This window comes from Ruegeria sp. S84 (genome assembly GCF_056583445.1).
Map to the genome: position 1 here is coordinate 2,796,544 of NZ_CM152618.1, position 20,957 is coordinate 2,817,500.

Below are 20,957 nucleotides of genomic sequence, written 5' to 3' on the forward strand. Positions count from 1 at the left end.
AGCGCACCGCCTTTTTTTGTTGGTCAGTTTCCGAAGATGTTGTTCAGCAGGTTGTTGATCGCACGGTCCAAACCGGTTTGATTCTTACGGCGCTGTTGCTGCGGCTGCGCGGTTCTAACCGGTGGGTCCGGCACCAACATGGGCAACGGCGTGGGCGTCATCCCTTCTGTCACGCGCAGCATGGTCTCTTTCCATATCTCCGCCGGCAAGCCTCCACCCGTGACACCTGACAACGGCGTATTGTCATCATACCCCATCCAAACGCCCGTAACGTAGTCCGCGGTAAATCCGATAAACCACGCATCCCGCGCGGCCTGGGTCGTGCCGGTCTTGCCCGCCACCTGCCAGCCCGGCAGCTTTGCCCGTCCGCCTGTACCTTCAGAGACCACACGCTCCATCATCCAGGTCAGTTGTTTGGCGGCCTTGTCGTTGATGACGCGTTCACCAATACCGGTTGTCGTGATCATAACTGGATCGGTCTCACCAAGCAGCTTCAACTCGGTCAGGCCATAGGGTTCCACCGCTGAACCGCCGTTCAGGATACCGGCGTAAGCGCCCGTCATCTCTATCAGCGTGCTCTCCGATGCGCCGAGCGCCAGCGCGAGTCCCTCGGCCAGATCACTTGAAAGGCCGAAACCACTGGCAACTGTGCGCACGTTGTCCAGCCCCGAGATATCGGCCACTTTGACTGCGGGAATATTCAACGAATTCTTCAACGCATCTGCTAATGTCACCCGGCCATAGAACTTATTGGTGTAGTTCTTCGGGCACCACTGACCTGAACCTGCGATGTTCCAGCAAGTTGGTTCATCCATCACCGTGTCCAGCGGTGAATATCCCAACTCCAAGGCCGTCGCATAGACAAACGGTTTGAACGACGAACCCGTTTGACGCAGAGCCTGCGTAGCCCGGTTGAACGCCCCCGAAACACGGGTCTTGCGCCCACCGACCATACCTCGAACCGCGCCATCCGCTGACATCACGACAATGGCGGCCTGCGCTTTAGACCCTTCGCGCACCTTCTCCTGGAAGATGAATTTAAGCGCCTCTTCCGCCGACGTTTGAATGCGCTGATCCAGTGTGGTTCGGATCACCACGTCCTCGGTTGTGTTACGTGTGAAAAACTCAGGCCCGCTGGCCATGACCCAATCGGCAAAGTAACCACCAGCACGCGCGGCAGCGGCCTCGGACAACTGCGCCGGACGGCTGCGGGCCTCGCTGGCCTGCGCGCTGCTCAGATAGCCCTGAGTCTCCATTAGCCCAACCACCAAACGTGCCCGATCTTGTGAACGTTGCAGGTTGTTCGTTGGCGCATAGCGTGTCGGGGCCACCAATAGACCTGCCAGCATTGCCGCCTCGGCCGGAGACACTTCGGCTGCTGAAATACCGAAATACCGCTGGCTGGCGGCCTCGAAGCCGCGGGCTCCCGCACCGAGGAAGGCGCGGTTCAGATAGATCGTCAGAATTTCATCCTTGGAGTATTTGACCTCCATCGCAATGGCATAAACTGCCTCTTTCGCCTTGCGCCATAGCGAACCCTGACGGCAATCGGCTTCATATGCAGCCTCAGACTCCCATTCGCTGGGCTCATAAGGCACACCCAGGCATAGAAGTTTCGCGGTTTGCTGGGTGATCGTTGAACCACCGTGACCAGACAGCGGTCCACGTCCTTCACTCAGGTTGATGCGTACCGCGCTGGCGACACCGCGCGGGCTGACGCCGAAATGGCGGTAGAACCGTTTATCCTCGGTTGCGATCACGGCGTTCTTGAGATGCGGCGAAACTGTATCCGCCGTAATCACGCCGCCAAACTGATCGCCGCGCCAGGCAAAGACCTTGCCGTCGCGATCCAGCAAGGTCACCGAACCACGTGCCCGCCCATCAAGCAGGGCATCGACATCCGGCAATGAGGTGTAAACAACACCCACCGCCAGCGCCAACAGCAACCCCGCCACTGCGCCGACCCTCCAAGTGATCCCCCAAATTATGCGCCAGAGCCAGCGGAACAGCCGGCGGAAAATGCCACCGCCCTTCCCACCAGAACTGCGCCGCGTTTTCTTCCGCGCCGTTTTGCGCGGAGCGGCTTTTCGGGCCGTCGACTTCTTACCAGCGGGTTTTGCAGCCCGCTTGGTCGCCGTAGGTTTTCGACCTTTGGACGGGTACCTTTTATCCGCGACAAGGCGCGATTTGCGACGGTTGGACTCAGTCATGCTCAAACTCTGCCCGGTTATGCTTTTGGGGCACCATACCCCGCCGGAACGGCCATGTAGAGGTGTGAAATACCCGTATTTTCCCTCACAAGTTTGCCTATATTTTCACCAAATAGCGTGTTTTGTGCAAAAATTGTGCATAATTGCTGATTTTTTACCCTCATTTACCCCCCGAAAACGTTCCATCTGAACCTCCGTCGCGCATTTTTCTGCAGATGCAAAATACCGGGCCGCCCGGAGTAGTAGAGGGGAAAGACGTGAAACTGATCATTGCGACAATCAAACCGTTCAAGCTTGAGGAGGTGCGCGAAGCGCTGACCAATGCAGGCGTGCGCGGCATGATGGTGACTGAGATCAAAGGGTTTGGCTCGCAATCGGGTCACACCGAGATTTATCGCGGTGCCGAATACGCCGTGAATTTCGTTCCCAAGATCAAGCTTGAGATCGTGGTGCCCGCCACCATGGCCGACCAGATCGTCGAAACCATCACCACAACCGCCAAGACCGGCAAGATCGGCGACGGCAAGATTTTCGTCCTCGATGTCGAGCAAGCCCTGCGCGTGCGGACCGGGGAAACCAACGAAGAGGCGCTTTAAGCGCGCTTACTCACAATCACTCGAGGACTAACAATGAACCTGATGAAATCTCTCATCCCTGCTGCTGCGATCGTCGCACTGCCGCAGATGGGTCTTGCGCAAGAGGCCGCTACCGGAGAGCCCGCGCAACACACCCAATATATCTTCACCACGCTGCTGTTCCTGATGGGCGGTTTCCTGGTGTTCTTCATGGCTGCAGGCTTTGCCATGCTCGAAGGCGGGCTGGTGCGGTCCAAGAACGTCGCGATGCAGATGACCAAAAACATCGCGCTGTTTTCAATCGCCGCGATCATGTACTGGCTGATCGGCTTCAACCTGATGTACCCCGGTGATGGTTGGACCATTTCTGGCTGGCTGGGCCCGTTCTTCTCGACCACCGTGCTTGACCCAGTGGGTGTCGGTGCAGATGCTGCGGCGCTTGACTACGCCTCAATCGGTTCGGATTTCTTCTTCCAACTGGTCTTTGTCGCAGCGACCGCCTCGATCGTGTCCGGTGCGGTGGCTGAACGGATCAAATTGTGGCCCTTCCTTGCCTTCGTTGTTGTCCTAACCGGCATCATGTACCCGATCTCGGGCTCGTGGCAGTGGGGTGGTGGTTGGCTGTCCGAAGCAGGCTTCTCGGACTTCGCTGGTTCGACCATCGTGCACTCGGTCGGTGGCTGGGCGGCTCTGGCAGGTGCTCTCATCCTTGGGCCGCGCATCGGTAAGTACAAGGACGGTAAAGTGCACCCGATGCCCGGTTCGAACCTGGCTCTGGCCACTCTGGGTACCTTTATCCTGTGGCTGGGTTGGTTCGGCTTCAACGGTGGTTCGCAGCTGGCGATGGGCACTGTAGGAGATGTCTCGGACGTATCGCGCATCTTTGCCAACACTAACATGGCTGCTGCATCCGGAGCCGTTGCCGCCCTTATCATGACACAGCTGCTGTACAAAAAGCCCGACCTGACCATGGTGCTGAACGGCGCGCTGGCGGGACTGGTGTCGATCACTGCTGAGCCGCTGGCCCCAACCCTGTTCGGCGCTCTGTGGATCGGTGCTGTGGGCGGTATCATCGTGGTCTTCGCGGTTCCGATGCTGGACAAGTTCAAGATCGACGACGTAGTCGGCGCCATCCCGGTCCACCTGTTCGCTGGCATCTGGGGCACCATCGCCGTGATCTTCTATGGCGAAGCCAGCCTGATCACTCAGCTGACCGGGATCATTGCTTATGGTGTCTTCACCTTTGGTGCTGCTCTTATCCTTTGGTCGATCCTGAAGGCCACCGTAGGTATCCGTGTTAGCGAAGAGGACGAGATCAACGGCCTCGACATGGCTGAACTGGGTATGGAAGCGTATCCGGAATTCTCCAAGGGCTAATAGCCAACCAAGTAAAAACAAAAAAACCCGGGCGTTCGCGCCCGGGTTTTCCTTCATTCAAAGATATCGCTCAGACGCCGACATCGACAATCGCCTGCGCCAAAATGGGCACAGTATTGGCGTTCAAACCAGCGATGTTCAGACGGCTGTCACCGACCATGTAAATGCCGTGATCGGCACGCAGCTTTTCAACCAGTTCTGGCGCGGCCCCCAGTCGCGAGAACATGCCGCGATGCTGGGCGATAAATCCAAATCGATCCGATCCACTAAGGCTCTGCAACTCATCAGCCAGTTGCTGACGCAGGCCCAGCATGGAAAGGCGGACATCTTCCAATTCGGTCGCCCAATCTGCCCGCAGAGCATCGTCATTCAGGATCGTCGTCACCACCCGCGCGCCGTGATCAGGCGGGAACGAGTAGTTCTGGCGGTTCAGAAATGCCAGCGTAGACTGGTTCAGTGCAGTCTGTGCCGGATCGTCACTGATCGCCATCAGCAGGCCGGTGCGTTCACGGTAGACGCCGAAGTTCTTCGAACAAGACGCCGCGATCAGGCAGCGCTTCACTGACGATGCCACCAGACGGGTTGCCTGCGCATCTTCTTCCAGACCGTCGCCAAAGCCCTGATAGGCGATGTCGATCATTGCGACGAGGCCACGCGCGTTGATCAGGTTCACGACCTCTTGCCATTGCACCATATTTAAGTTGGCACCCGTTGGGTTGTGGCAACAGCCGTGCAGAAGAACCACGTCGCCTGCATTGGCAGTTTTCAGGTCCTCGATCATACCGTCGAAATCGACGCCACGCGATTCTCCGTCGAAATAACGGTATTGGACTGTCTCGATCCCTAGATAGTTCAGGATCGACAAATGGTTTGGCCATGTGGGGTTCGACACGAAAACACGCGCGGTGGGGTTGGCCATACGGATCATCTCAAACGCCTGACGACAGGCTCCGGTACCACCGGGGGTGGCTACGGCTGCAATGTTGCCACGCGGGACAGAATTTCCGAGGATCAAGTCGATCATCGCGTCCGCAAAGGCTGGATCACCAGCCAGACCGGTATAAGCCTTGCTCTCCTGCTCTTCGAGAATACGCTTTTCAGCTGCTTTCACCGCGCGCATCACCGGAGTGACCCCCTCGGCATTCTTGTAGACGCCAACGCCCAGATCGATCTTCTGATCACGTGGGTCGTCGCGGTACATCTGCATCAACGCCAGAATCTTGTCTGCCGGCTGCGGTTTAAGGTTCTCGAACATCAGTTCTCTCCGGTTGCGACGGGCAGGGTTGGGAAGGCACCCCATTCAGCCCAGGAGCCGTCATATAGCGCGTGGTCTTTCTTGCCCATGCGTTCCAAGGCAAGGCTGAGAATTGCGGCAGTCACACCAGAGCCACAGGATGTGATCGCGGGTTTCGATAAGTCGACGCCGGCATCTTCGAAAACCGCGCGGCAGTCTTCGGGCGACTTCATCGTGCCATTCTTGTTCAACAGCATTCCAAAAGGCACGTTGCGCGAGCCTGGGATATGACCCGAGCGCAACCCCTCGCGCGGTTCGGCTTCGGTCCCGAAGAAACGGGCCGCCGAGCGGGCATCGATGATCTCGTGATCCGCAAGCTTCGCGGCTGATGAAACTTGCGTCACATCGCGGACAAGGTGGTTCTGAACCCGCACCGTCATATGACGGTCGCGAATAATGGGGGGCAGGTCTTCGATCTCGCGCCCTTCGGACTGCCATTTTGGCAGTCCACCATCCAGAACGGCAATATTGTCCTGTCCCATCAGACGGAACAACCACCAGACCCGCGCCGCCGACATCAGCCCCGCACCGTCATAGACCACGACCTGATGGCCATCGCCAACGCCCATCGCGCGCAGGCGCGACATGAACTTCTCGACCGGAGGTGCCATATGCGGCAGGTCAGAACGATGGTCGGATATCTCATCAATATCAAAGAACCGCGCACCAGGGATGTGGGCAGAGTCATACTCTGCCTTGGCGTCTCGCGCTTGCTGCGGCAGGTACCACGACCCATCCAGAATCCTTAGATCCGGATCCTTGAGATGTGCGGCAAGCCATTCGGTAGAAACGAGGGTTTTTGGATCGTCCTGCATCTATGCCTCCCCTAAGCGAGCTTGGGTTTTCCCTATACTTGGCAGGATGCAGGTTCAAGGCTGGATAGCGCTAGCGTCCCGACCACACTGGATTTATCGCAAACGACGCAGGCGATAATACTGGATGATCCCAATAACGCTGATGATGATCCAGAAGCCTTCGATCAGCATCGACGCCAGATTGAAGTTCTGCAGCAGTGAGAACACGATCAGCACCGAACCGATAAGATTCACCAGCGGAAAGGCCAGATCCTCCGAGTTCATCACTCGCATCTGGGTCGCAAAATATGCCGCAACAACGATCAAAGCCCCGAATGAGCCGATGGCATCGACGACGGTCAAACTGTCCAGTAGTGCGGTCATTGTATGGGGCTTTCCTATTCTGAAACTTCCGCTGGTTGCGAATAGTGGTGCATATTTAGAAAAGCAGCTCCCTGATCACCAGCGCGGTATCCATGCGGCACATCCGCAGAAAATCGCAACCCTTGACCGGATTGTAGCGGAACCCAGTTTCCATTTCGCAGCACGTCCAAAGCTCCGCTCAGAACAAAAACCTCTTCGGTTACGCCTGCTGCATGGGCCGGAGATTCGTGGCTTTGATTGGGTGACAACTCGACATGAAATGTTTCGGCCCCCAATGCGGGATCAAAGGGAAAGACAATCTTGACTTCGATGCTTCCTGGAAATCTCACGGTACTGAACACATCGGCATCTGTCGTGTCACGCATTGCAGCAGTACCAATCAAAGCACTCAGCGGGAGCTGGAAACCCTTCGCGATCTTCCACAGGGTCGCGATGGTCGGGCTTGATTCGCCACGCTCGATCTGGCCCAGCATAGCTTTGCTGACCCCGGTGAGTTCCGCGACTTTTGACAGGCTCAGCCCGGATGCCGCCCGCACATCCCTTAGTTTCAGCGTTAGTTCGTCCGATTCCATAGCCGCGCCCTGCGATTTGTCTTGTGCGTTATAACGTACATATGATACGTGCGCTATAACGTACACACCCAATATCGCAGTTTGGGCAATAGGGATACAGCATCATGCCAATGTACCGATCCAGAACCTCCACCCATGGCCGTAACATGGCCGGTGCCCGCGGCCTGTGGCGCGCCACCGGTATGGGAGACGACGATTTCGGCAAACCGATCATCGCCATCGTCAACTCGTTCACCCAGTTTGTACCCGGTCACGTCCACCTGAAGGACCTGGGACAGATGGTTGCGCGTGAGGTTGAAGCCGCTGGCGGTGTCGCCAAAGAGTTCAACACCATCGCGGTCGATGATGGCATCGCCATGGGCCATGACGGGATGCTGTATTCGCTGCCCTCGCGTGAGGTGATTGCGGATTCTGTTGAATACATGGTTAACGCCCACTGCGCGGACGCTATGGTCTGTATCTCGAACTGCGACAAGATCACGCCCGGCATGTTGATGGCGGCCATGCGTCTGAACATCCCGGCGATCTTTGTCTCGGGCGGACCGATGGAAGCGGGCAAGATCGACATCGCCGACCTGGACGCCAAGAAGATCGACCTTGTCGACGCGATGGTTGCTGCGGCCGACGACCGGTTCACCGATGAACAGGTTCAACACATCGAGGAAAACGCCTGTCCAACCTGTGGTTCATGCTCGGGCATGTTCACCGCGAACTCGATGAATTGTCTGGCCGAGGCACTGGGTCTGGCGCTGCCGGGCAATGGCTCGACCCTGGCCACACATGCCGACCGTAAAGAGTTGTTCTTGGAAGCTGGTCGCCGCATCGTCGAGATCACCAAGCGCCACTATGATCTGGACGAGAAAGGCTTCCTGCCGCGTGAAATCGCCACGTTCGACGCGTTCGAAAATGCCATGAGCTTGGATATCGCAATGGGTGGATCGACCAATACGGTGCTTCATTTGCTGGCCATCGCGCACGAAGGTGAAGTGCATTTCACCATGTCCGACATGGACCGCCTGAGCCGCCAAGTGCCCTGTTTGTGCAAAGTCGCGCCCAACATCGAAAACGTGCACATGGAAGACGTCCATCGCGCTGGTGGCATTTTCTCGATCCTTGGTGAACTCAGCCGCGCGGGCTTGCTGCACGAGGATTGTCACACGGTGCATTCCGGAACCATGGGCGAAGCGATTGCCAACTGGGACATCAAAGTCGCCAACAACCCGAAGGCTCAGGACCTATTCAAAGCGGCGCCCGGCGGCGTGCGTACTACACAAGCCTTCAGCCAGTCGAACCGCTACAAGGAGCTGGACACTGACCGCGAAGGCGGCGTGATCCGTTCGAAAGAGCATGCATTCAGCCAGGATGGCGGTCTGGCGGTATTGTTCGGCAACATTGCGCGCGACGGCTGTATCGTGAAAACTGCGGGTGTGGATGAGAACATCCTGAAATTCACAGGCTCAGCTTATGTCTGCGAAAGCCAGGACCAGGCTGTCAATGACATCCTGACCGGCAAGGTCAAGGAAGGTGACGTGGTGGTGATCCGCTACGAAGGCCCGCGTGGTGGGCCGGGAATGCAGGAAATGCTGTATCCGACTTCGTATCTGAAATCCAAGGGACTGGGCAAAGCCTGCGCGCTGCTGACTGACGGTCGTTTCTCGGGTGGCACCTCGGGACTGTCAATCGGCCACGTCTCGCCCGAAGCAGCGGAAGGTGGTGAGATCGGTTTGGTGAAAAACGGCGACACGATCGAAATCGACATTCCCAACCGCAGCATCCATCTGGCGGTCTCCGACGAAGACCTGGCCGCGCGGCGCGAAGAGCAGGACGAGAAGGGCTGGCAGCCCGTTGCACCACGTAAGCGTAAAGTGTCCACCGCGCTAAAAGCCTATGCCAAATTGACGACCAGTGCCGCAAAAGGTGCCGTCCGTCAGGTCTAAGCACTGCGGGTGAGCGAACACTCCCGCACCCGATACATGGAATCGGCTGCGCCGATTCCACTTTCGGAATTTGGGCCCGGCGCCGCGCTTTGCGCGGCGCCGGGCCCAACCAGAGGAGATGTCTCACAAGAGACATTGACGATGGGCGGGAGCGTCACACTTCGAGCGTCTTAATCACCCAGCTTGGCGTGAATCTCATCCAGATCGATCTCACCCGTCGGCATTTTGTTGGCGGGATTTTCGAAATCATACTTGAACAGTTCAAAATCCTGTTTGTAGATCTCGTAGACCAGATGCATCGACAAATCGTCAAAGTAATCCTCGACCGGATGCACGCGTTTTGGCCCATGGCCTTCGGATTCGTTGAAGCGCGGGATTTCGGACAGAGTCACGGGATGCGAGGTTTCAAGATTGTCCAACACACCCTGCATCCCATCGTTGAACTTCTCGGTCCAAAAAATCCGATCATATCGCCCGCCATTAGCGATCAGCGTCGAGACATGGCCAGACATGGCCGACCAGTGAATGTCGGGGTCCATCGGACGCCGCCAACGGATCGTGTCACGTGCGAATAAAAGGAACCGGCGGAAACTGGCAATTTGGTCAAACTCGCCCTTGCCGTCGTCACCCCCGACTTCGATTCCATAGTTGTAAATCAGCGTTGGCACCAGATTGCCGCGATAGCGTTTGCCGTTGCGCTGGATGCCGCAGATCTTGTCAAAAAAGGAACTGAGAATGCGTGTGTAGGGATTACGCACGCAGGTAAACGTATAGGACTGGTGCGATTGAACATTTCTGGCAATCGGATCCTGACTGGCACCAAAGGCCCACTTGTGCATTCCGTCCTTGGCGTCGTGAATGTCACCATCAAAGAAGCTGCCATGATCCGAGAAATACATGATTTGCCCGATCGTCGAGCAGGCGCATTTCGGCACAACACGGTAGACCATGCTTTGACTTTCGGTCATCCATGTTCCTGGAAAACCCATCTACTGCGCCTCCTTAGCCAGTTATCGCATTGATACTCCGGCATTTTGACCCAAAGAACCAAAAATATTCTGTTTATTCAATCGCTCATCCTCAGTATCACGGTTGCAATTGGGCAGAAACGGGGAATTACGAGACGCAAATGGCAAAGATTGCCTATATCTTGCTGTGCCACAAAGATCCTGACGCGATCATTGCGCAGGCCAGTCAGCTAACGGCTGCCGGCGATTGTATGGCGATCCATTTTGACGCTCGCGCCAACGATACGGATTATGCGCAGATACGCGACGCCCTGAAAGATAACCGCAATGTCACATTTGCAACGAAGCGGATCAAATGCGGATGGGGCGAATGGTCACTGGTTCAGGCCACGCTCCATGCATTACAGGCGGCGGTGGATCAGTTCCCAAGGGTCACCCATTTTTACATGCTGTCCGGCGATTGCATGGCAATTAAAACCGCCGAGTATGTGCACAGCTTTCTTGATGAACGCGACATGGATTTCATCGAAAGCCATGACTTCTTCGAAAGCAATTGGATTAAGACCGGAATGAAAGAAGACCGGCTGATCTATCGTCACTATTTCAACGAACGCAATCAGCCGCGCCTGTTCTATGCCGCATACGAAATGCAAAAGCGTTTCGGTCTGACCCGCGGCATACCCGCAGACCTGCAGGTCAAGATCGGCAGCCAGTGGTGGTGCCTGCGCCGTCGCACAGTCGAGATGATTCTGGACTTCCTGCGTCAACGCCGCGATGTGGTCCGGTTTTTCTCGACCACCTGGATTCCGGACGAGACGTTCTTTCAGACGCTTGTTCGCCACCTCGTCCCGAAGCAGGAAATCGAAAACCGTACAGTGACATTTTTGGTGTTTTCCGACTATGGCATGCCTGTCACCTTCTATAATGATCACTATGACATGCTGTTGGGGCAGAACTACCTGTTCGCTCGCAAGATCAGCCCCGAGGCCCATGAGTTGAAGGAACGGTTGGGTCAGCTTTATGCCAGCGAAGGGGTCACGTTCCAAATCTCGGACGAAGGGCGTAATCTGTATCACTTCCTTGCCGGTCGCGGTCGGGTAGGACGACGTTTCGCTCAGCGCTTTTGGGAGGTCGGCAATACGTTAGGCCCCGAGCGGCAGGCGTTTCTGATCGTTTGCAAGAAGTGGCATGTCGCCAAACGGCTTGTTGACCAGATCGCGTCGGAAACCCCCATTCCCTGCATCGAATACATCTATGATGAGCAGGATACGCCATTGCCCGATTTGGGTGGAATCGAGACGACCCTGATTAAGCGGTCGCGCCATCGGCGGGCCGTTGCACGTATGTTGTTCGATTATTTCCAAAGCGACAGGCTGGTACTCTGCGTAGATCCGGCCAATCTGGACGTCATTCAGGATTTCTGTGCAGATCAGGCCCAAACACGTGTTCTGGAAATCGAATGTGCCTATTCAGATGAATATCTGACGGGCCATGCCCATCGTGTCGGTCTTGCGGGCCAGAACAGCTCACAGGATTCTCTTGCACGCCTGCTACCGACCCTTCGCAATGCGCTGGCTTACGAATCCGAATTGATCCGCAGTACCCAGAATGATGGGCTGTTCCATTTGCGTGAGGCGGCGGAACGTTCGGAGAATGAGGTGATTATTGCGGAATTTCTGGGGATCAGTGCCGATCAGGCCAAAGCGATCATGCAACTGGATTACCTGTTCGCTGATTGAATCCGGCGGCACGATCAGGTGCCGCCGGACATTCGCGTTCAGATGTCGAATTTGACACCCTGCGCCAATGGCAACTCGGCTGAATAGTTTACCGTGTTGGTCTGACGGCGCATGTAGGCTTTCCAGGCATCTGATCCGCTTTCGCGCCCGCCTCCGGTCTCCTTCTCGCCACCAAATGCGCCACCGATCTCGGCCCCGGACGGGCCGATGTTCACATTGGCAATCCCGCAATCCGACCCGGCCGCTGTCAGGAATTGCTCGGCTTCGCGCATGTTCAGTGTAAAAACGCAGGACGACAAGCCCTGTGGCACGTCGTTCTGAATCTCGATCGCCTCGGCAAAATCGTCATAGCCCATGACGTAAAGGATCGGAGCAAAGGTCTCGGCCTTCACAGTCGCGGTCTGGCCCGGCATCTCAACGATGGCCGGTTGCATATAAACACCGCCCGGTACATTTTCGGTCACGCGCTGACCTCCGAACACGGCACCACCCTCGGCCTTTGCTGATTCAAGCGCTGCGGTCATCGCATTGCCCGAAGCTTCATCCACCAACGGCCCAATCAACGTACCCTCGGTCAACGGATTACCGATGGGTAGACCTGCATAGGCTTTCTTCAGACGCCCAACCAGTTCCTCGCGGATCGAGTTGTGTACAATCAACCGCCGCAGTGTCGTACAGCGCTGCCCTGCTGTCCCGACAGCCGAGAATACGATCGCGCGCACCGCCATTTCCAGATCAGCCGACGCCCCAACGATCATCGCGTTATTGCCGCCGAGTTCCAGAATACACTTTCCAAGGCGCTGCGCCACAATCGGCGCCACCGCGCGGCCCATCCGGGTCGAGCCGGTGGCTGAAATGATCGGCACATCCTCGCTGGCAACCAGCGCCTCACCCAGATCGGCACCACCGATCAGGGTCTGCAAAAGCCCCTCGGGGGCGTCACCAAACCGGGCCAATGCCCGCTCAAAGATTTTCTGGCAAGCCAACGCGGTCAGTGGCGTTTTCTCGGACGGTTTCCAAACTACCGGATCACCACAGACCAGGGCCAGCGCAGCATTCCACGACCATACCGCCACGGGGAAATTAAAGGCCGAGATCACTCCGACCGGTCCCGCCGGATGCCACGTTTCCATCATCCGGTGACCCGGGCGTTCCGAAGCAATGGTCAGACCATAAAGCTGCCGCGACAGACCAACAGCAAAATCGCAGATGTCGATCATCTCCTGCACTTCGCCCAGACCTTCCGAGGTGATCTTGCCTGCCTCCCAACTGACAAGCGCGCCAAGGTCGTCCTTGGCGGCCCGCAGCTCTTCGCCCAGCAGGCGGATCAACTCACCCCGGCGCGGAGCCGGCACAACGCGCCATTCCTTGAACGCCGCTTTCGAGCGGGCAAAGATGGCCCCCATCTCGGAAACCGGAGTTTCGTGAACCTCGGCCAACAGGCTGCCATCTATCGGAGAGGTCACCCGCAGCGACCCGCCGCTAAGCTCAGCTGCAGTCAGGTCCAAATTCGCAAGCGTGGTTTCAGCAGTCATTATAATGTCTTTCATATCTCAAGCCGCCTTGTTTTGTTCGGTAACGTCACCGGCGCGATAAAGCCGGCCAAATTCGGTGTTCAGGAAATCGGCAAGCTTTACCTGCTCTTGCCGAACAAAGCCTTTCGAGGGCAGAACCCCTGTCCGCATCAGATCGACGACACCCAATACGCCTGCCGCAGTGGTTACTTGGATCGCACTCCAGACTTGTCCATCGATGGTGCGCGCAAAGGATTTGTTGATCAGGGATTTCTCACGCAACGTGCCGTCAACGATGCCCTTTGCAGTGCAATAGACCAACACGACGTCTTGATCCGTACGCGGCAAGGCCGTTTCAAAAATCTCTTTCAGCAGATCGCGGCGACGCTCTAGTCCCAGGTCACTGAGCAACAAGCGCAAGATATCCCGATGGCCCGGATAGCGGATCGAGCGATAGGATACCGCCTTCGCCTTACCGTCTAGCGTCTCGGGCAAGGTGCCCAGCCCGCCCGATGTATTGAAGCACTCGTACTCGACTCCGTCATGGCCGATCAGCTCATAATCTTCGAGGGGGGCGGTCTTGACCCTCTCGCCATTCACAATGGCATCACATGGATTGCAGTATTCGTTGATTAGCCCATCAGTTGACCAAGTCAGGTTATATTTCAACGCGTTGGTCGGATAGAGCGGTAACGCCCCGACCCGCATATGCAGGCTGTCGATTTCATCGAACTCGGCCGCCAGCGCAGCGCCCGCAATCCCGACAAACCCGGGGGCCAACCCGCATTGCGGCATAAATGCCGTCTCGCTGTTCTGCGCCAGCTCGCGCACCGCGTTGGTGGCGGCGACATCTTCGGTCAGGTCAAAGTAATGCGCCCCAACAGTTTTGGCCGCGCTCGCAATCGCCGGTGTCAGAAAGAACGGCGCGGCAGAGATCACCGCATCAAACCCTTTAAGGCCTTTCTCCAAGCCCGCGCTATCGCTGGCATCAATCTGCCGCGTAGAAATGCCCCGTTTCTTGAATGCTGACAGGGCCGCAAGATCGTGATCGGCAACAGTCACCGTGTAATGTGCCGAGGTTTTCAGCAAAGTCGCGATCATCTGACCGATCTTCCCCGCCCCGACTACGCAAATATTCGAGCTCAAAACGCGCCTCCATTCTGTGTTTCTTTTGATTATGAAGGGCGACTTGTTCGGATTGCAGATCGTATCTTGACGAAATGAGGTAATATTCCGTCATTTTGCCATATTATACGTCACTTTGCTAAATAGCTTACTCGAATATGACTTCGAACATGGTCGAAGTCACAATCGTTTCAGCGCTCCTTTGAAGTGATTGTACTATCAGGTATGAGAGGACCATTGTCGGCTATACAACGCGGGCAATCGCGGTTCGCCCAAGCATATAGGTGCCTTCAATGAGATCTCTCCGTGTCCTGCTTACCTGTTTCGCATGCCTGCTTCCTTTTGCAGCTCTGGCCCAATCCGCTGAGGCACCTGCCGCTGAGATTTCGTTAGAGCTCAATGCCTTGGAAGACGTTGGTAGTGCCTGCAGATTGACCTTTCTGGTGACCAACCAATCCGGAACTACTATCGATGAAGCCATATTCGAGACGGTGATATTTGACACCGAAGGCAGTGTCGTTACCCTCTCGCTTTTTGATTTTCGCGACTTACCTTTGGATCGCCCACGTGTTCGTCAGTTCGATCTGCCAGAGATGTCTTGCACGACTGTTGGGCGCGCATTGATCAATGGCGCGAGTTCATGCGTGGTAAAAGGCTCCCAGAGCGACATCTGTCAATCGACCCTAACGCTCAGCAGCCGGATTGAAGTGGAGTTGCTTGGATGAATATTCTCTCATCTCTTCGGGAGATCCTGACCCTTGGCGGGCCCGTTGTGGCTATCCTTATTGTCATGTCGGTCCTGACCGTAGCAGTTACTCTTTACAAGCTTTGGCAGTTCGCTGCCTGTGGCGTAGGGCGGCACAAGGTTCTGTCACAAGCGCTGCAGGCCTGGGATGCTGGAGATCGAGCCACTGCACGCGCGCGCCTCGCTCAGAGCAGCAGCTATCTTGCACCGCTTGTCAGAAGCCGCCATGGACGCGCCGGACACTCCTGATCTGGACGCTCGACTGGATGCCGAAGCTGGATTGGCCCTGGCCGGGCTGGAGCGCGGATTTCGGCTTTTGGATACGGTCGCCCAGCTTGCACCCCTGCTTGGATTGTTCGGAACAGTTTTGGGAATGATCAATGCATTCCAAAGCCTTCAGTCTGCCAGGTCTTCTGTCGATCCCTCATTGTTGGCAGGTGGCATCTGGGTTGCTCTGGTAACAACAGCCGTTGGCCTTGCGGTGGCAATGCCGACTTCAATGGTCTTGTCTTGGTTTGAAAGCCGAACTGCCCGGGAACGGGTGTTTGCGGACAAAGCACTGCGCACGGTTCTGGTCCCGAACAACTCGAACCAGCCCGCCTCAGGCAGGACCGAGATTCTGAACGCTGAACATGCGTAACACGGCGCCCTTTGTAAGACGCCCGATGTCGATGACCCCGCTCATCGATGTCATCTTCTTGCTGTTGCTGTTTTTCATGTTGTCTTCAACTTTCTCAAAGTTCGCGGAAATCGAAATCGGCAGCGCAACCTCAGGAGCATCAGCCTCGGCTGAGCCGGTGGAGAGAATTTTCATTCAGATCGGTGCGGAGCGCGTGACTTTGAATGGCGAAACGCTGACGCTGGATGAACTGCCGGCGCAGATAGGGGCTGGTCAGGCTCTGGTGAGCCTTGATGCCGATACGTCCGCCCAACGGCTTGTGGATTTGCTGACCAGGCTGCGTGGCCGCGATGGCCTGACCGTCACGGTGTTGGAGTAGACCGATGATCCGCTTTGGTCGCCCAAGCCGCAAACGAGACTCGACCATCCCTCTGATCAACGTCGTCTTTCTGATGCTGATCTTCTTTCTGATTGCAGGCACCCTGGCACCACCGCTTGATCCCGAGCTTCAGCTTGTCGACACATCGGAACTCGAAGGCCGCGACCCTCCCGATGCGCTTGTCTTGAACGCTGATGGCATCCTCAGCTTTCGCGGAGTGCAAACCGACCCTGAGGCTTTCATGTCCAGCCATGATGACGGACCGGTCAGGATTGTCCCCGACCGCAATGTTTCAGGCCAACGATTGATGGAGGTAACCGGTGCCCTTCGACGGCATGGGGCGCCATCTGTGTACCTCGTGACCCAGCAGGCTTTAAAATGATCCGGAAGTCAGCAGCCATCGCTGCGTTGGCGGGTGTGCTTTCGCTTGTCCTGCACATCTTTGGGATCAGTTTCTACGGTTCCAGTCTGCCAGAACTGCGGGCCAATGAGGAAACGGTCAGTTTGATCGAGCTTGGCAACACATTCGAGGAATTCACCGACGACACGACGGACCCGGTGCAGCCGGACTCTGCTGAAGCCCCCGAGCCTCCGGTTGAAGACACTGTTAAGCCCGATACTGCCGACATCCCGATCAGCGATACACTCGTCGCTTCCCCCAATCCTCAGCAGGTATCTTCACCCGATGTCGGAGCGCCCGTCGCCCCACGATCAGAGCTACACGAAGAGGTGCCGACCGAACCGGTCGCCCCGTCCAATCCGGAACCAGCCACAGACGCAGATACCGCCGTAACGCCAGCGGTCGATCCGGAACCCGAGCGTTTGGCAGCTTTACCGCCCACAGACGGCTCAACAGCGCCGGTCCCTACACTCGAGAGTACGGCAGTCGAACCAGAAATCCCTAGTTCGGTCGATGAGCCAACAAACGAGCTACCAGAAGAACAAGCAGCGCCTTCCGATCAGGCCGTATCTGTTTCCAAACGCCCCCGCCTCCCGGACAGAAGGCCAGCAACTGAAACACCAAAATCACTTGATGGGTTCAGTAATTTCGATAACTTGCGCAACCCTACGCAAACATTGGAGTCGCCGCTTAGCCTTTATCAAAAGGAAGGGGCTGACCCGTTCCGAGCCAGCAGTGGCCGAAATCAATCCTCGGGTCGCGGCGTTGGAAACTCCGATACCACGAACTATGCCGGACAAGTCCTGGTCCACCTCAATCAAACGCCCGTCGTCTATGTCCCGGTCCGCGGGTTTGCGCAGGTATTCTTTGAAATCAGTCCGGATGGATCACTGGCGTGGGTTGATATCGTCGATAGCTCTGGCTCACCCGAAATCGAACGCGCCGCCAGAGATCAAGTCATCCGCGCCGCTCCATTTCCCCGTCCACCAAGCGGGTCAAGCCGCAGGCTATCGTTTTATTACCAAAATAATTGATACCAAAGACAGCAGTTCGCCGAACCAGTTGATCGTTCCCTGAATGCTTCAACACGCTCCAGCGAGAGGATTTCGATCGGTCGTCACGGCAAGATCACCATGGGCGAAGCGCAGAAATTGGCAAAAAAGAGCTGATTCGACTGCTGCCCAATGACGGACAGCTTACCATAGAACTCGTTGGGGAGTTGGCGGGTCTTTTGGCTCTTGGTACACAGCGGAACGCCCGCAGCGTTTATGCTACGGGCTGCTCTGGGATTTTCTAAAGTTGGTTGCGGGAGCAGGATTTGAACCTGCGACCTTCAGGTTATGAGCCTGACGAGCTACCGGGCTGCTCCATCCCGCGACACTTTAAGTGACCTATCGCTTACGCTACTTGAGGTCTTGTGTTGGTCTAGCGCCTATTCGGCTACTTGAGACCGGGTAGTGTTCTTTTCATCGTGTTAGAGAGATGTGGGCTTTTTCTAGGTTTGGCGGTGACCTACTCTCCCGGGGCTTAAGCCCAAGTACCATTGGCGCGGCAGTGCTTAACTTCCGGGTTCGGGATGGGACCGGGTGTTTCACTTGCGCTATGACCACCAAACCGAGGAAAAGCCCATGTCGACTTTCCTGCGTTGCAGGAAAGCGACGAGGTGGCAGGCAGCGCCTTTTGCTTGCAAAAGGCGCGTTGCCACTCGGTTATAGTATCAACCAACATCGCGGCTTGGCGCTGCGACGTTATCCAACTCAAGGTCAGTGTATGCTTTTGGTGATTTGTCTTTCCATTACTGGATCAAATCAAGCCTATCGGGCGATTAGTACCGGTCAACTGAACGCATTACTGCGCTTACATCTCCGGCCTATTGACGTGGTGGTCTTCCACGGCCCTCAGGGAGACCTTGTTTTGAGGGGGGCTTCCCGCTTAGATGCCTTCAGCGGTTATCCTGTCCGATCATAGCTACCCAGCACTGCCGTTGGCACGACAACTGGTCCACCAGTGGATCGTTCACCCCGGTCCTCTCGTACTAGGGGCAACTCCTCTCAAGTCTCCTACACCCACGGCAGATAGGGACCGAACTGTCTCACGACGTTCTAAACCCAGCTCACGTACCTCTTTAAACGGCGAACAGCCGTACCCTTGGGACCTGCTCCAGCCCCAGGATGAGATGAGCCGACATCGAGGTGCCAAACACTGCCGTCGATATGGACTCTTGGGCAGTATCAGCCTGTTATCCCCGGCGTACCTTTTATCCGTTGAGCGATGGCCCTTCCACTCGGGACCACCGGATCACTATGGCCGTCTTTCGACTCTGCTCGACTTGTCAGTCTTGCAGTCAGGCTGGCTTCTGCCATTGCACTCAACGAGCGATTTCCGACCGCTCTGAGCCAACCTTCGCGCGCCTCCGTTACGCTTTAGGAGGCGACCGCCCCAGTCAAACTACCCGCCACGCAGGGTCCCGGATCCGGATAACGGACCGCGGTTAGACATCAAGAGTGCGAAGGGTGGTATCTCAAGGGAGGCTCCACGGATACTTGCGTTTCCGCTTCAAAGCCTACCACCTATCCTGCACATCACAATCCTGATGCCAGTGCGAAGCTGTAGTAAAGGTGCACGGGGTCTTTCCGTCTAACCGCGGGAAGCCTGCATCTTGACAGGCAATTCAATTTCGCTGAGTCGATGTTGGAGACAGCGGGGAAGTCGTTACGCCATTCGTGCAGGTCGGAACTTACCCGACAAGGAATTTCGCTACCTTAGGACCGTTATAGTTACGGCCGCCGTTTACCTGGGCTTCAATTCAAGGCTCTCACCTCTCCTTTTAACCTTCAGGCACCGGGCAGGCGTCAGACCCTATACGTCGTCTTGCGACTTCGCAGAGCCCTGTGTTTTTAATAAACAGTCGCCACCCCCTGGTTTGTGCCCCCAGCCCCTAGTTGCCTAGGAACCGGGCCTCCTTCTCGCGAACTTACGGAGGTATTTTGCCGAGTTCCTTCAACATCGTTCTCTCAAGCGCCTTGGTATGCTCTACCAGTCCACCTGTGTCGGTTTAGGGTACGGTCTGATGGAGGGCTATTTCCAGGAACCACTCAGCAGCCCAATCAATCCGATAAGATTGAACTACACCTGTGATCCGTCACATCCTCCTGGCCTAGGAATATTAACCTAGTTCCCATCGCCTACGCCTTTCGGCCTCGGCTTAGGGGCCGGCTTACCCTGCTCAGATTAGCTTTAAGCAGGAACCCTTGGACTTTCGGCGAGAGTGTCTCTCACACTCTTTGTCGCTACTCATGTCATCATTCTCACTAGTGATCTCTCCACGGGATCGCTCACGCGCCCGCTTCATCGAAAGCACTTTATCTTGCGCTACCGCCTATTCGGCTACTTGAGCGCGATTACTCGCACCAAATGACCGGCGATAATACAAGATAAGTGCTATGTCACACTACGCTCTGCTACCGATGCTTACGCATCCCTAGACTTCGGCTCATGGCTTGAGCCCCGTTACATCTTCGCCGCAGGACAACTTATTTAGACCAGTGAGCTGTTACGCTATCTTTAAAGGATGGCTGCTTCTAAGCCAACCTCCTGGTTGTTTTGGTCGTCCCACCTGCTTTCCCACTTAGCCATGAATTGGGGGCCTTAGTCGTAGGTCAGGGTTGTTTCCCTCTCCACTACGGACGTTAGCATCCGCAGTGTGTCTGCCATCTAGTACTCCCGGGTATTCGGAGTTTGGTTAGGATCAGTAAGCCTGTGGGGCCCCATTACCCATCCAGTGCTCTACCCCCCGGGGTATTCGGATGACGCTCTACCTAAATAGATTTCGCAGAGAACCAGCTATCTCCGAGTTTGATTGGCCTTTCACCCCTAGGCACAGCTCATCCCGATCCTTTTCAACGGATGTGGGTTCGGTCCTCCAGTAAGTGTTACCTTACCTTCAACCTGGCCATGCCTAGATCACTCGGTTTCGGGTCTGATCCCACGAACTCATTCGCCCTATTAAGACTCGCTTTCGCTACGCCTACACCTAACGGCTTAAGCTTGCTCGTAAGACCAAGTCGATGACCCATTATACAAAAGGTACGCCGTCAGATCTCGAGGATCCTCCGACTGATTGTAGGCGTTCGGTTTCAGGTACTGTTTCACTCCCCTCGTCGGGGTGCTTTTCACCTTTCCCTCACGGTACTGGTTCGCTATCGGTCAGCAAGGAGTACTTAGCCTTCGAAGGTGGTCCTCCGATCTTCAGACAGAATTTCACGTGTTCCGCCCTACTTAATACGTCCATCAAAGCTTCCTATACGGGGCTGTCACCCGCTATG

At 56.2% G+C, this 20,957-nt stretch carries 16 protein-coding genes, 1 tRNA gene, 2 rRNA genes and 1 pseudogene (1 of these 20 running past the window's edge); 9 read left to right on the plus strand and 11 right to left on the minus strand.

Annotated features, from left to right (window positions below; genetic code table 11):
• Window positions 1-23 precede the first annotated feature (23 nt).
• Window positions 24-2,210 (minus strand): transglycosylase domain-containing protein, encoded by a 2,187-nt coding sequence (locus tag AC1DFB_RS14115; protein WP_480921513.1) that lies wholly within the window; start codon window positions 2,208-2,210, stop codon window positions 24-26.
• A gap of 257 nt (window positions 2,211-2,467) precedes the next feature.
• Here AC1DFB_RS14115 and AC1DFB_RS14120 point away from each other — a divergent pair, with 257 nt between their 5' ends.
• Together AC1DFB_RS14120 and AC1DFB_RS14125 are read left to right on the plus strand one after the other, a co-directional pair.
• Window positions 2,468-2,806, plus strand: coding sequence for a P-II family nitrogen regulator (locus AC1DFB_RS14120; RefSeq protein WP_039541190.1), 339 nt, complete (start codon window positions 2,468-2,470; stop codon window positions 2,804-2,806).
• Between the two features lie 33 nt (window positions 2,807-2,839).
• Window positions 2,840-4,162 carry an ammonium transporter gene (locus AC1DFB_RS14125; protein WP_170395150.1) on the plus strand — a complete coding sequence of 441 codons (1,323 nt, stop codon included), beginning with the start codon at window positions 2,840-2,842 and terminating at the stop codon, window positions 4,160-4,162.
• A gap of 70 nt (window positions 4,163-4,232) precedes the next feature.
• Here AC1DFB_RS14125 and AC1DFB_RS14130 read toward each other — a convergent pair whose 3' ends face one another.
• The 4 genes from AC1DFB_RS14130 to AC1DFB_RS14145 form a co-directional block, all read right to left on the minus strand.
• Entirely contained in the window at window positions 4,233-5,417 is a 1,185-nt protein-coding gene (locus AC1DFB_RS14130) for an amino acid aminotransferase (protein WP_170626352.1), read from the minus strand.
• A complete protein-coding gene (gene sseA / locus AC1DFB_RS14135; protein WP_170515509.1) occupies window positions 5,417-6,271 on the minus strand; it encodes a 3-mercaptopyruvate sulfurtransferase in 855 nt (284 codons plus the stop codon). The genes AC1DFB_RS14130 and sseA overlap by 1 nt, the downstream gene beginning before the upstream one ends.
• Window positions 6,272-6,364: 93 nt before the next feature.
• Entirely contained in the window at window positions 6,365-6,634 is a 270-nt protein-coding gene (locus tag AC1DFB_RS14140) for a CBU_0592 family membrane protein (RefSeq protein WP_170395139.1), read from the minus strand.
• Window positions 6,635-6,648: 14 nt separating this feature from the next.
• A complete protein-coding gene (locus tag AC1DFB_RS14145) occupies window positions 6,649-7,206 on the minus strand; it encodes an XRE family transcriptional regulator (protein ID WP_170395136.1) in 558 nt (185 codons plus the stop codon).
• A 104-nt stretch (window positions 7,207-7,310) separates the two neighbouring features.
• On the opposite strand from AC1DFB_RS14145, the gene ilvD reads away from it, so the two are divergent.
• Window positions 7,311-9,143: a dihydroxy-acid dehydratase gene (gene ilvD / locus AC1DFB_RS14150; RefSeq protein WP_480921514.1), complete on the plus strand. Its 1,833-nt coding sequence runs from the start codon at window positions 7,311-7,313 to the stop codon at window positions 9,141-9,143.
• A gap of 170 nt (window positions 9,144-9,313) precedes the next feature.
• Here ilvD and AC1DFB_RS14155 read toward each other — a convergent pair whose 3' ends face one another.
• The gene (locus AC1DFB_RS14155) at window positions 9,314-10,132 is read right to left on the minus strand and encodes a sulfotransferase family protein (protein WP_170423261.1); all 819 of its coding nucleotides are present in this window, start codon (window positions 10,130-10,132) and stop codon (window positions 9,314-9,316) included.
• A gap of 140 nt (window positions 10,133-10,272) precedes the next feature.
• Between AC1DFB_RS14155 and AC1DFB_RS14160 the strand changes: the two genes are divergently transcribed.
• Window positions 10,273-11,850, plus strand: coding sequence for a DUF5928 domain-containing protein (locus tag AC1DFB_RS14160; protein WP_480921515.1), 1,578 nt, complete (start codon window positions 10,273-10,275; stop codon window positions 11,848-11,850).
• A gap of 38 nt (window positions 11,851-11,888) precedes the next feature.
• Here AC1DFB_RS14160 and amaB read toward each other — a convergent pair whose 3' ends face one another.
• Entirely contained in the window at window positions 11,889-13,400 is a 1,512-nt protein-coding gene (gene amaB, locus AC1DFB_RS14165; protein ID WP_480921516.1) for an L-piperidine-6-carboxylate dehydrogenase, read from the minus strand.
• Window positions 13,401-13,403: 3 nt separating this feature from the next.
• Window positions 13,404-14,510 (minus strand): saccharopine dehydrogenase NADP-binding domain-containing protein, encoded by a 1,107-nt coding sequence (locus AC1DFB_RS14170; RefSeq protein WP_170408719.1) that lies wholly within the window; start codon window positions 14,508-14,510, stop codon window positions 13,404-13,406.
• A 272-nt stretch (window positions 14,511-14,782) separates the two neighbouring features.
• Here AC1DFB_RS14170 and AC1DFB_RS14175 point away from each other — a divergent pair, with 272 nt between their 5' ends.
• The 5 genes and pseudogenes from AC1DFB_RS14175 to AC1DFB_RS14195 all read left to right on the plus strand — a co-directional run bounded on the left by AC1DFB_RS14175 (window position 14,783) and on the right by AC1DFB_RS14195 (window position 17,666).
• Window positions 14,783-15,214, plus strand: coding sequence for a hypothetical protein (locus AC1DFB_RS14175; RefSeq protein ID WP_480921517.1), 432 nt, complete (start codon window positions 14,783-14,785; stop codon window positions 15,212-15,214).
• Window positions 15,211-15,874, plus strand: a pseudogene (locus tag AC1DFB_RS14180) (MotA/TolQ/ExbB proton channel family protein). Before AC1DFB_RS14175 ends, AC1DFB_RS14180 begins: the two are co-directional and overlap by 4 nt.
• A 31-nt stretch (window positions 15,875-15,905) precedes the next feature.
• Window positions 15,906-16,232, plus strand: a complete 327-nt coding sequence (locus tag AC1DFB_RS14185) for a biopolymer transporter ExbD (RefSeq protein ID WP_480921518.1) — start codon at window positions 15,906-15,908, stop codon at window positions 16,230-16,232.
• 4 nt (window positions 16,233-16,236) lie between these two features.
• Entirely contained in the window at window positions 16,237-16,614 is a 378-nt protein-coding gene (locus AC1DFB_RS14190; RefSeq protein WP_223117422.1) for an ExbD/TolR family protein, read from the plus strand.
• Window positions 16,611-17,666 carry an energy transducer TonB family protein gene (locus tag AC1DFB_RS14195; RefSeq protein ID WP_480921519.1) on the plus strand — a complete coding sequence of 352 codons (1,056 nt, stop codon included), beginning with the start codon at window positions 16,611-16,613 and terminating at the stop codon, window positions 17,664-17,666. The genes AC1DFB_RS14190 and AC1DFB_RS14195 overlap by 4 nt, the downstream gene beginning before the upstream one ends.
• A 266-nt stretch (window positions 17,667-17,932) precedes the next feature.
• On the opposite strand, the gene AC1DFB_RS14200 is transcribed toward AC1DFB_RS14195, so the two are convergent.
• The 3 genes from AC1DFB_RS14200 to AC1DFB_RS14210 all read right to left on the minus strand — a co-directional run.
• A tRNA-Met gene (locus tag AC1DFB_RS14200) sits at window positions 17,933-18,009 on the minus strand.
• Between the two features lie 122 nt (window positions 18,010-18,131).
• Window positions 18,132-18,246: ribosomal RNA gene (gene rrf, locus AC1DFB_RS14205) — 5S ribosomal RNA — on the minus strand.
• Window positions 18,247-18,436: 190 nt separating this feature from the next.
• Window positions 18,437-20,957 (minus strand): 23S ribosomal RNA (locus AC1DFB_RS14210) (it continues 345 nt past the right edge of the window).

What these genes read in the sequence shown, in the direction of transcription:
- AC1DFB_RS14115 (WP_480921513.1), bottom strand. Translation starts at nt 2,210, where the DNA reads ATGACTGAGTCCAACCGTCGCAAATCGCGCCTTGTCGCGGATAAAAGG.
- AC1DFB_RS14125 (WP_170395150.1), top strand. Translation starts at nt 2,840, where the DNA reads ATGAACCTGATGAAATCTCTCATCCCTGCTGCTGCGATCGTCGCACTG.
- AC1DFB_RS14130 (WP_170626352.1), bottom strand. Translation starts at nt 5,417, where the DNA reads ATGTTCGAGAACCTTAAACCGCAGCCGGCAGACAAGATTCTGGCGTTG.
- sseA (WP_170515509.1), bottom strand. Translation starts at nt 6,271, where the DNA reads ATGCAGGACGATCCAAAAACCCTCGTTTCTACCGAATGGCTTGCCGCA.
- AC1DFB_RS14140 (WP_170395139.1), bottom strand. Translation starts at nt 6,634, where the DNA reads ATGACCGCACTACTGGACAGTTTGACCGTCGTCGATGCCATCGGCTCA.
- AC1DFB_RS14145 (WP_170395136.1), bottom strand. Translation starts at nt 7,206, where the DNA reads ATGGAATCGGACGAACTAACGCTGAAACTAAGGGATGTGCGGGCGGCA.
- ilvD (WP_480921514.1), top strand. Translation starts at nt 7,311, where the DNA reads ATGCCAATGTACCGATCCAGAACCTCCACCCATGGCCGTAACATGGCC.
- AC1DFB_RS14155 (WP_170423261.1), bottom strand. Translation starts at nt 10,132, where the DNA reads ATGGGTTTTCCAGGAACATGGATGACCGAAAGTCAAAGCATGGTCTAC.
- AC1DFB_RS14160 (WP_480921515.1), top strand. Translation starts at nt 10,273, where the DNA reads ATGGCAAAGATTGCCTATATCTTGCTGTGCCACAAAGATCCTGACGCG.
- amaB (WP_480921516.1), bottom strand. Translation starts at nt 13,400, where the DNA reads ATGAAAGACATTATAATGACTGCTGAAACCACGCTTGCGAATTTGGAC.
- AC1DFB_RS14175 (WP_480921517.1), top strand. Translation starts at nt 14,783, where the DNA reads ATGAGATCTCTCCGTGTCCTGCTTACCTGTTTCGCATGCCTGCTTCCT.
- AC1DFB_RS14185 (WP_480921518.1), top strand. Translation starts at nt 15,906, where the DNA reads ATGACCCCGCTCATCGATGTCATCTTCTTGCTGTTGCTGTTTTTCATG.
- AC1DFB_RS14190 (WP_223117422.1), top strand. Translation starts at nt 16,237, where the DNA reads ATGATCCGCTTTGGTCGCCCAAGCCGCAAACGAGACTCGACCATCCCT.
- AC1DFB_RS14195 (WP_480921519.1), top strand. Translation starts at nt 16,611, where the DNA reads ATGATCCGGAAGTCAGCAGCCATCGCTGCGTTGGCGGGTGTGCTTTCG.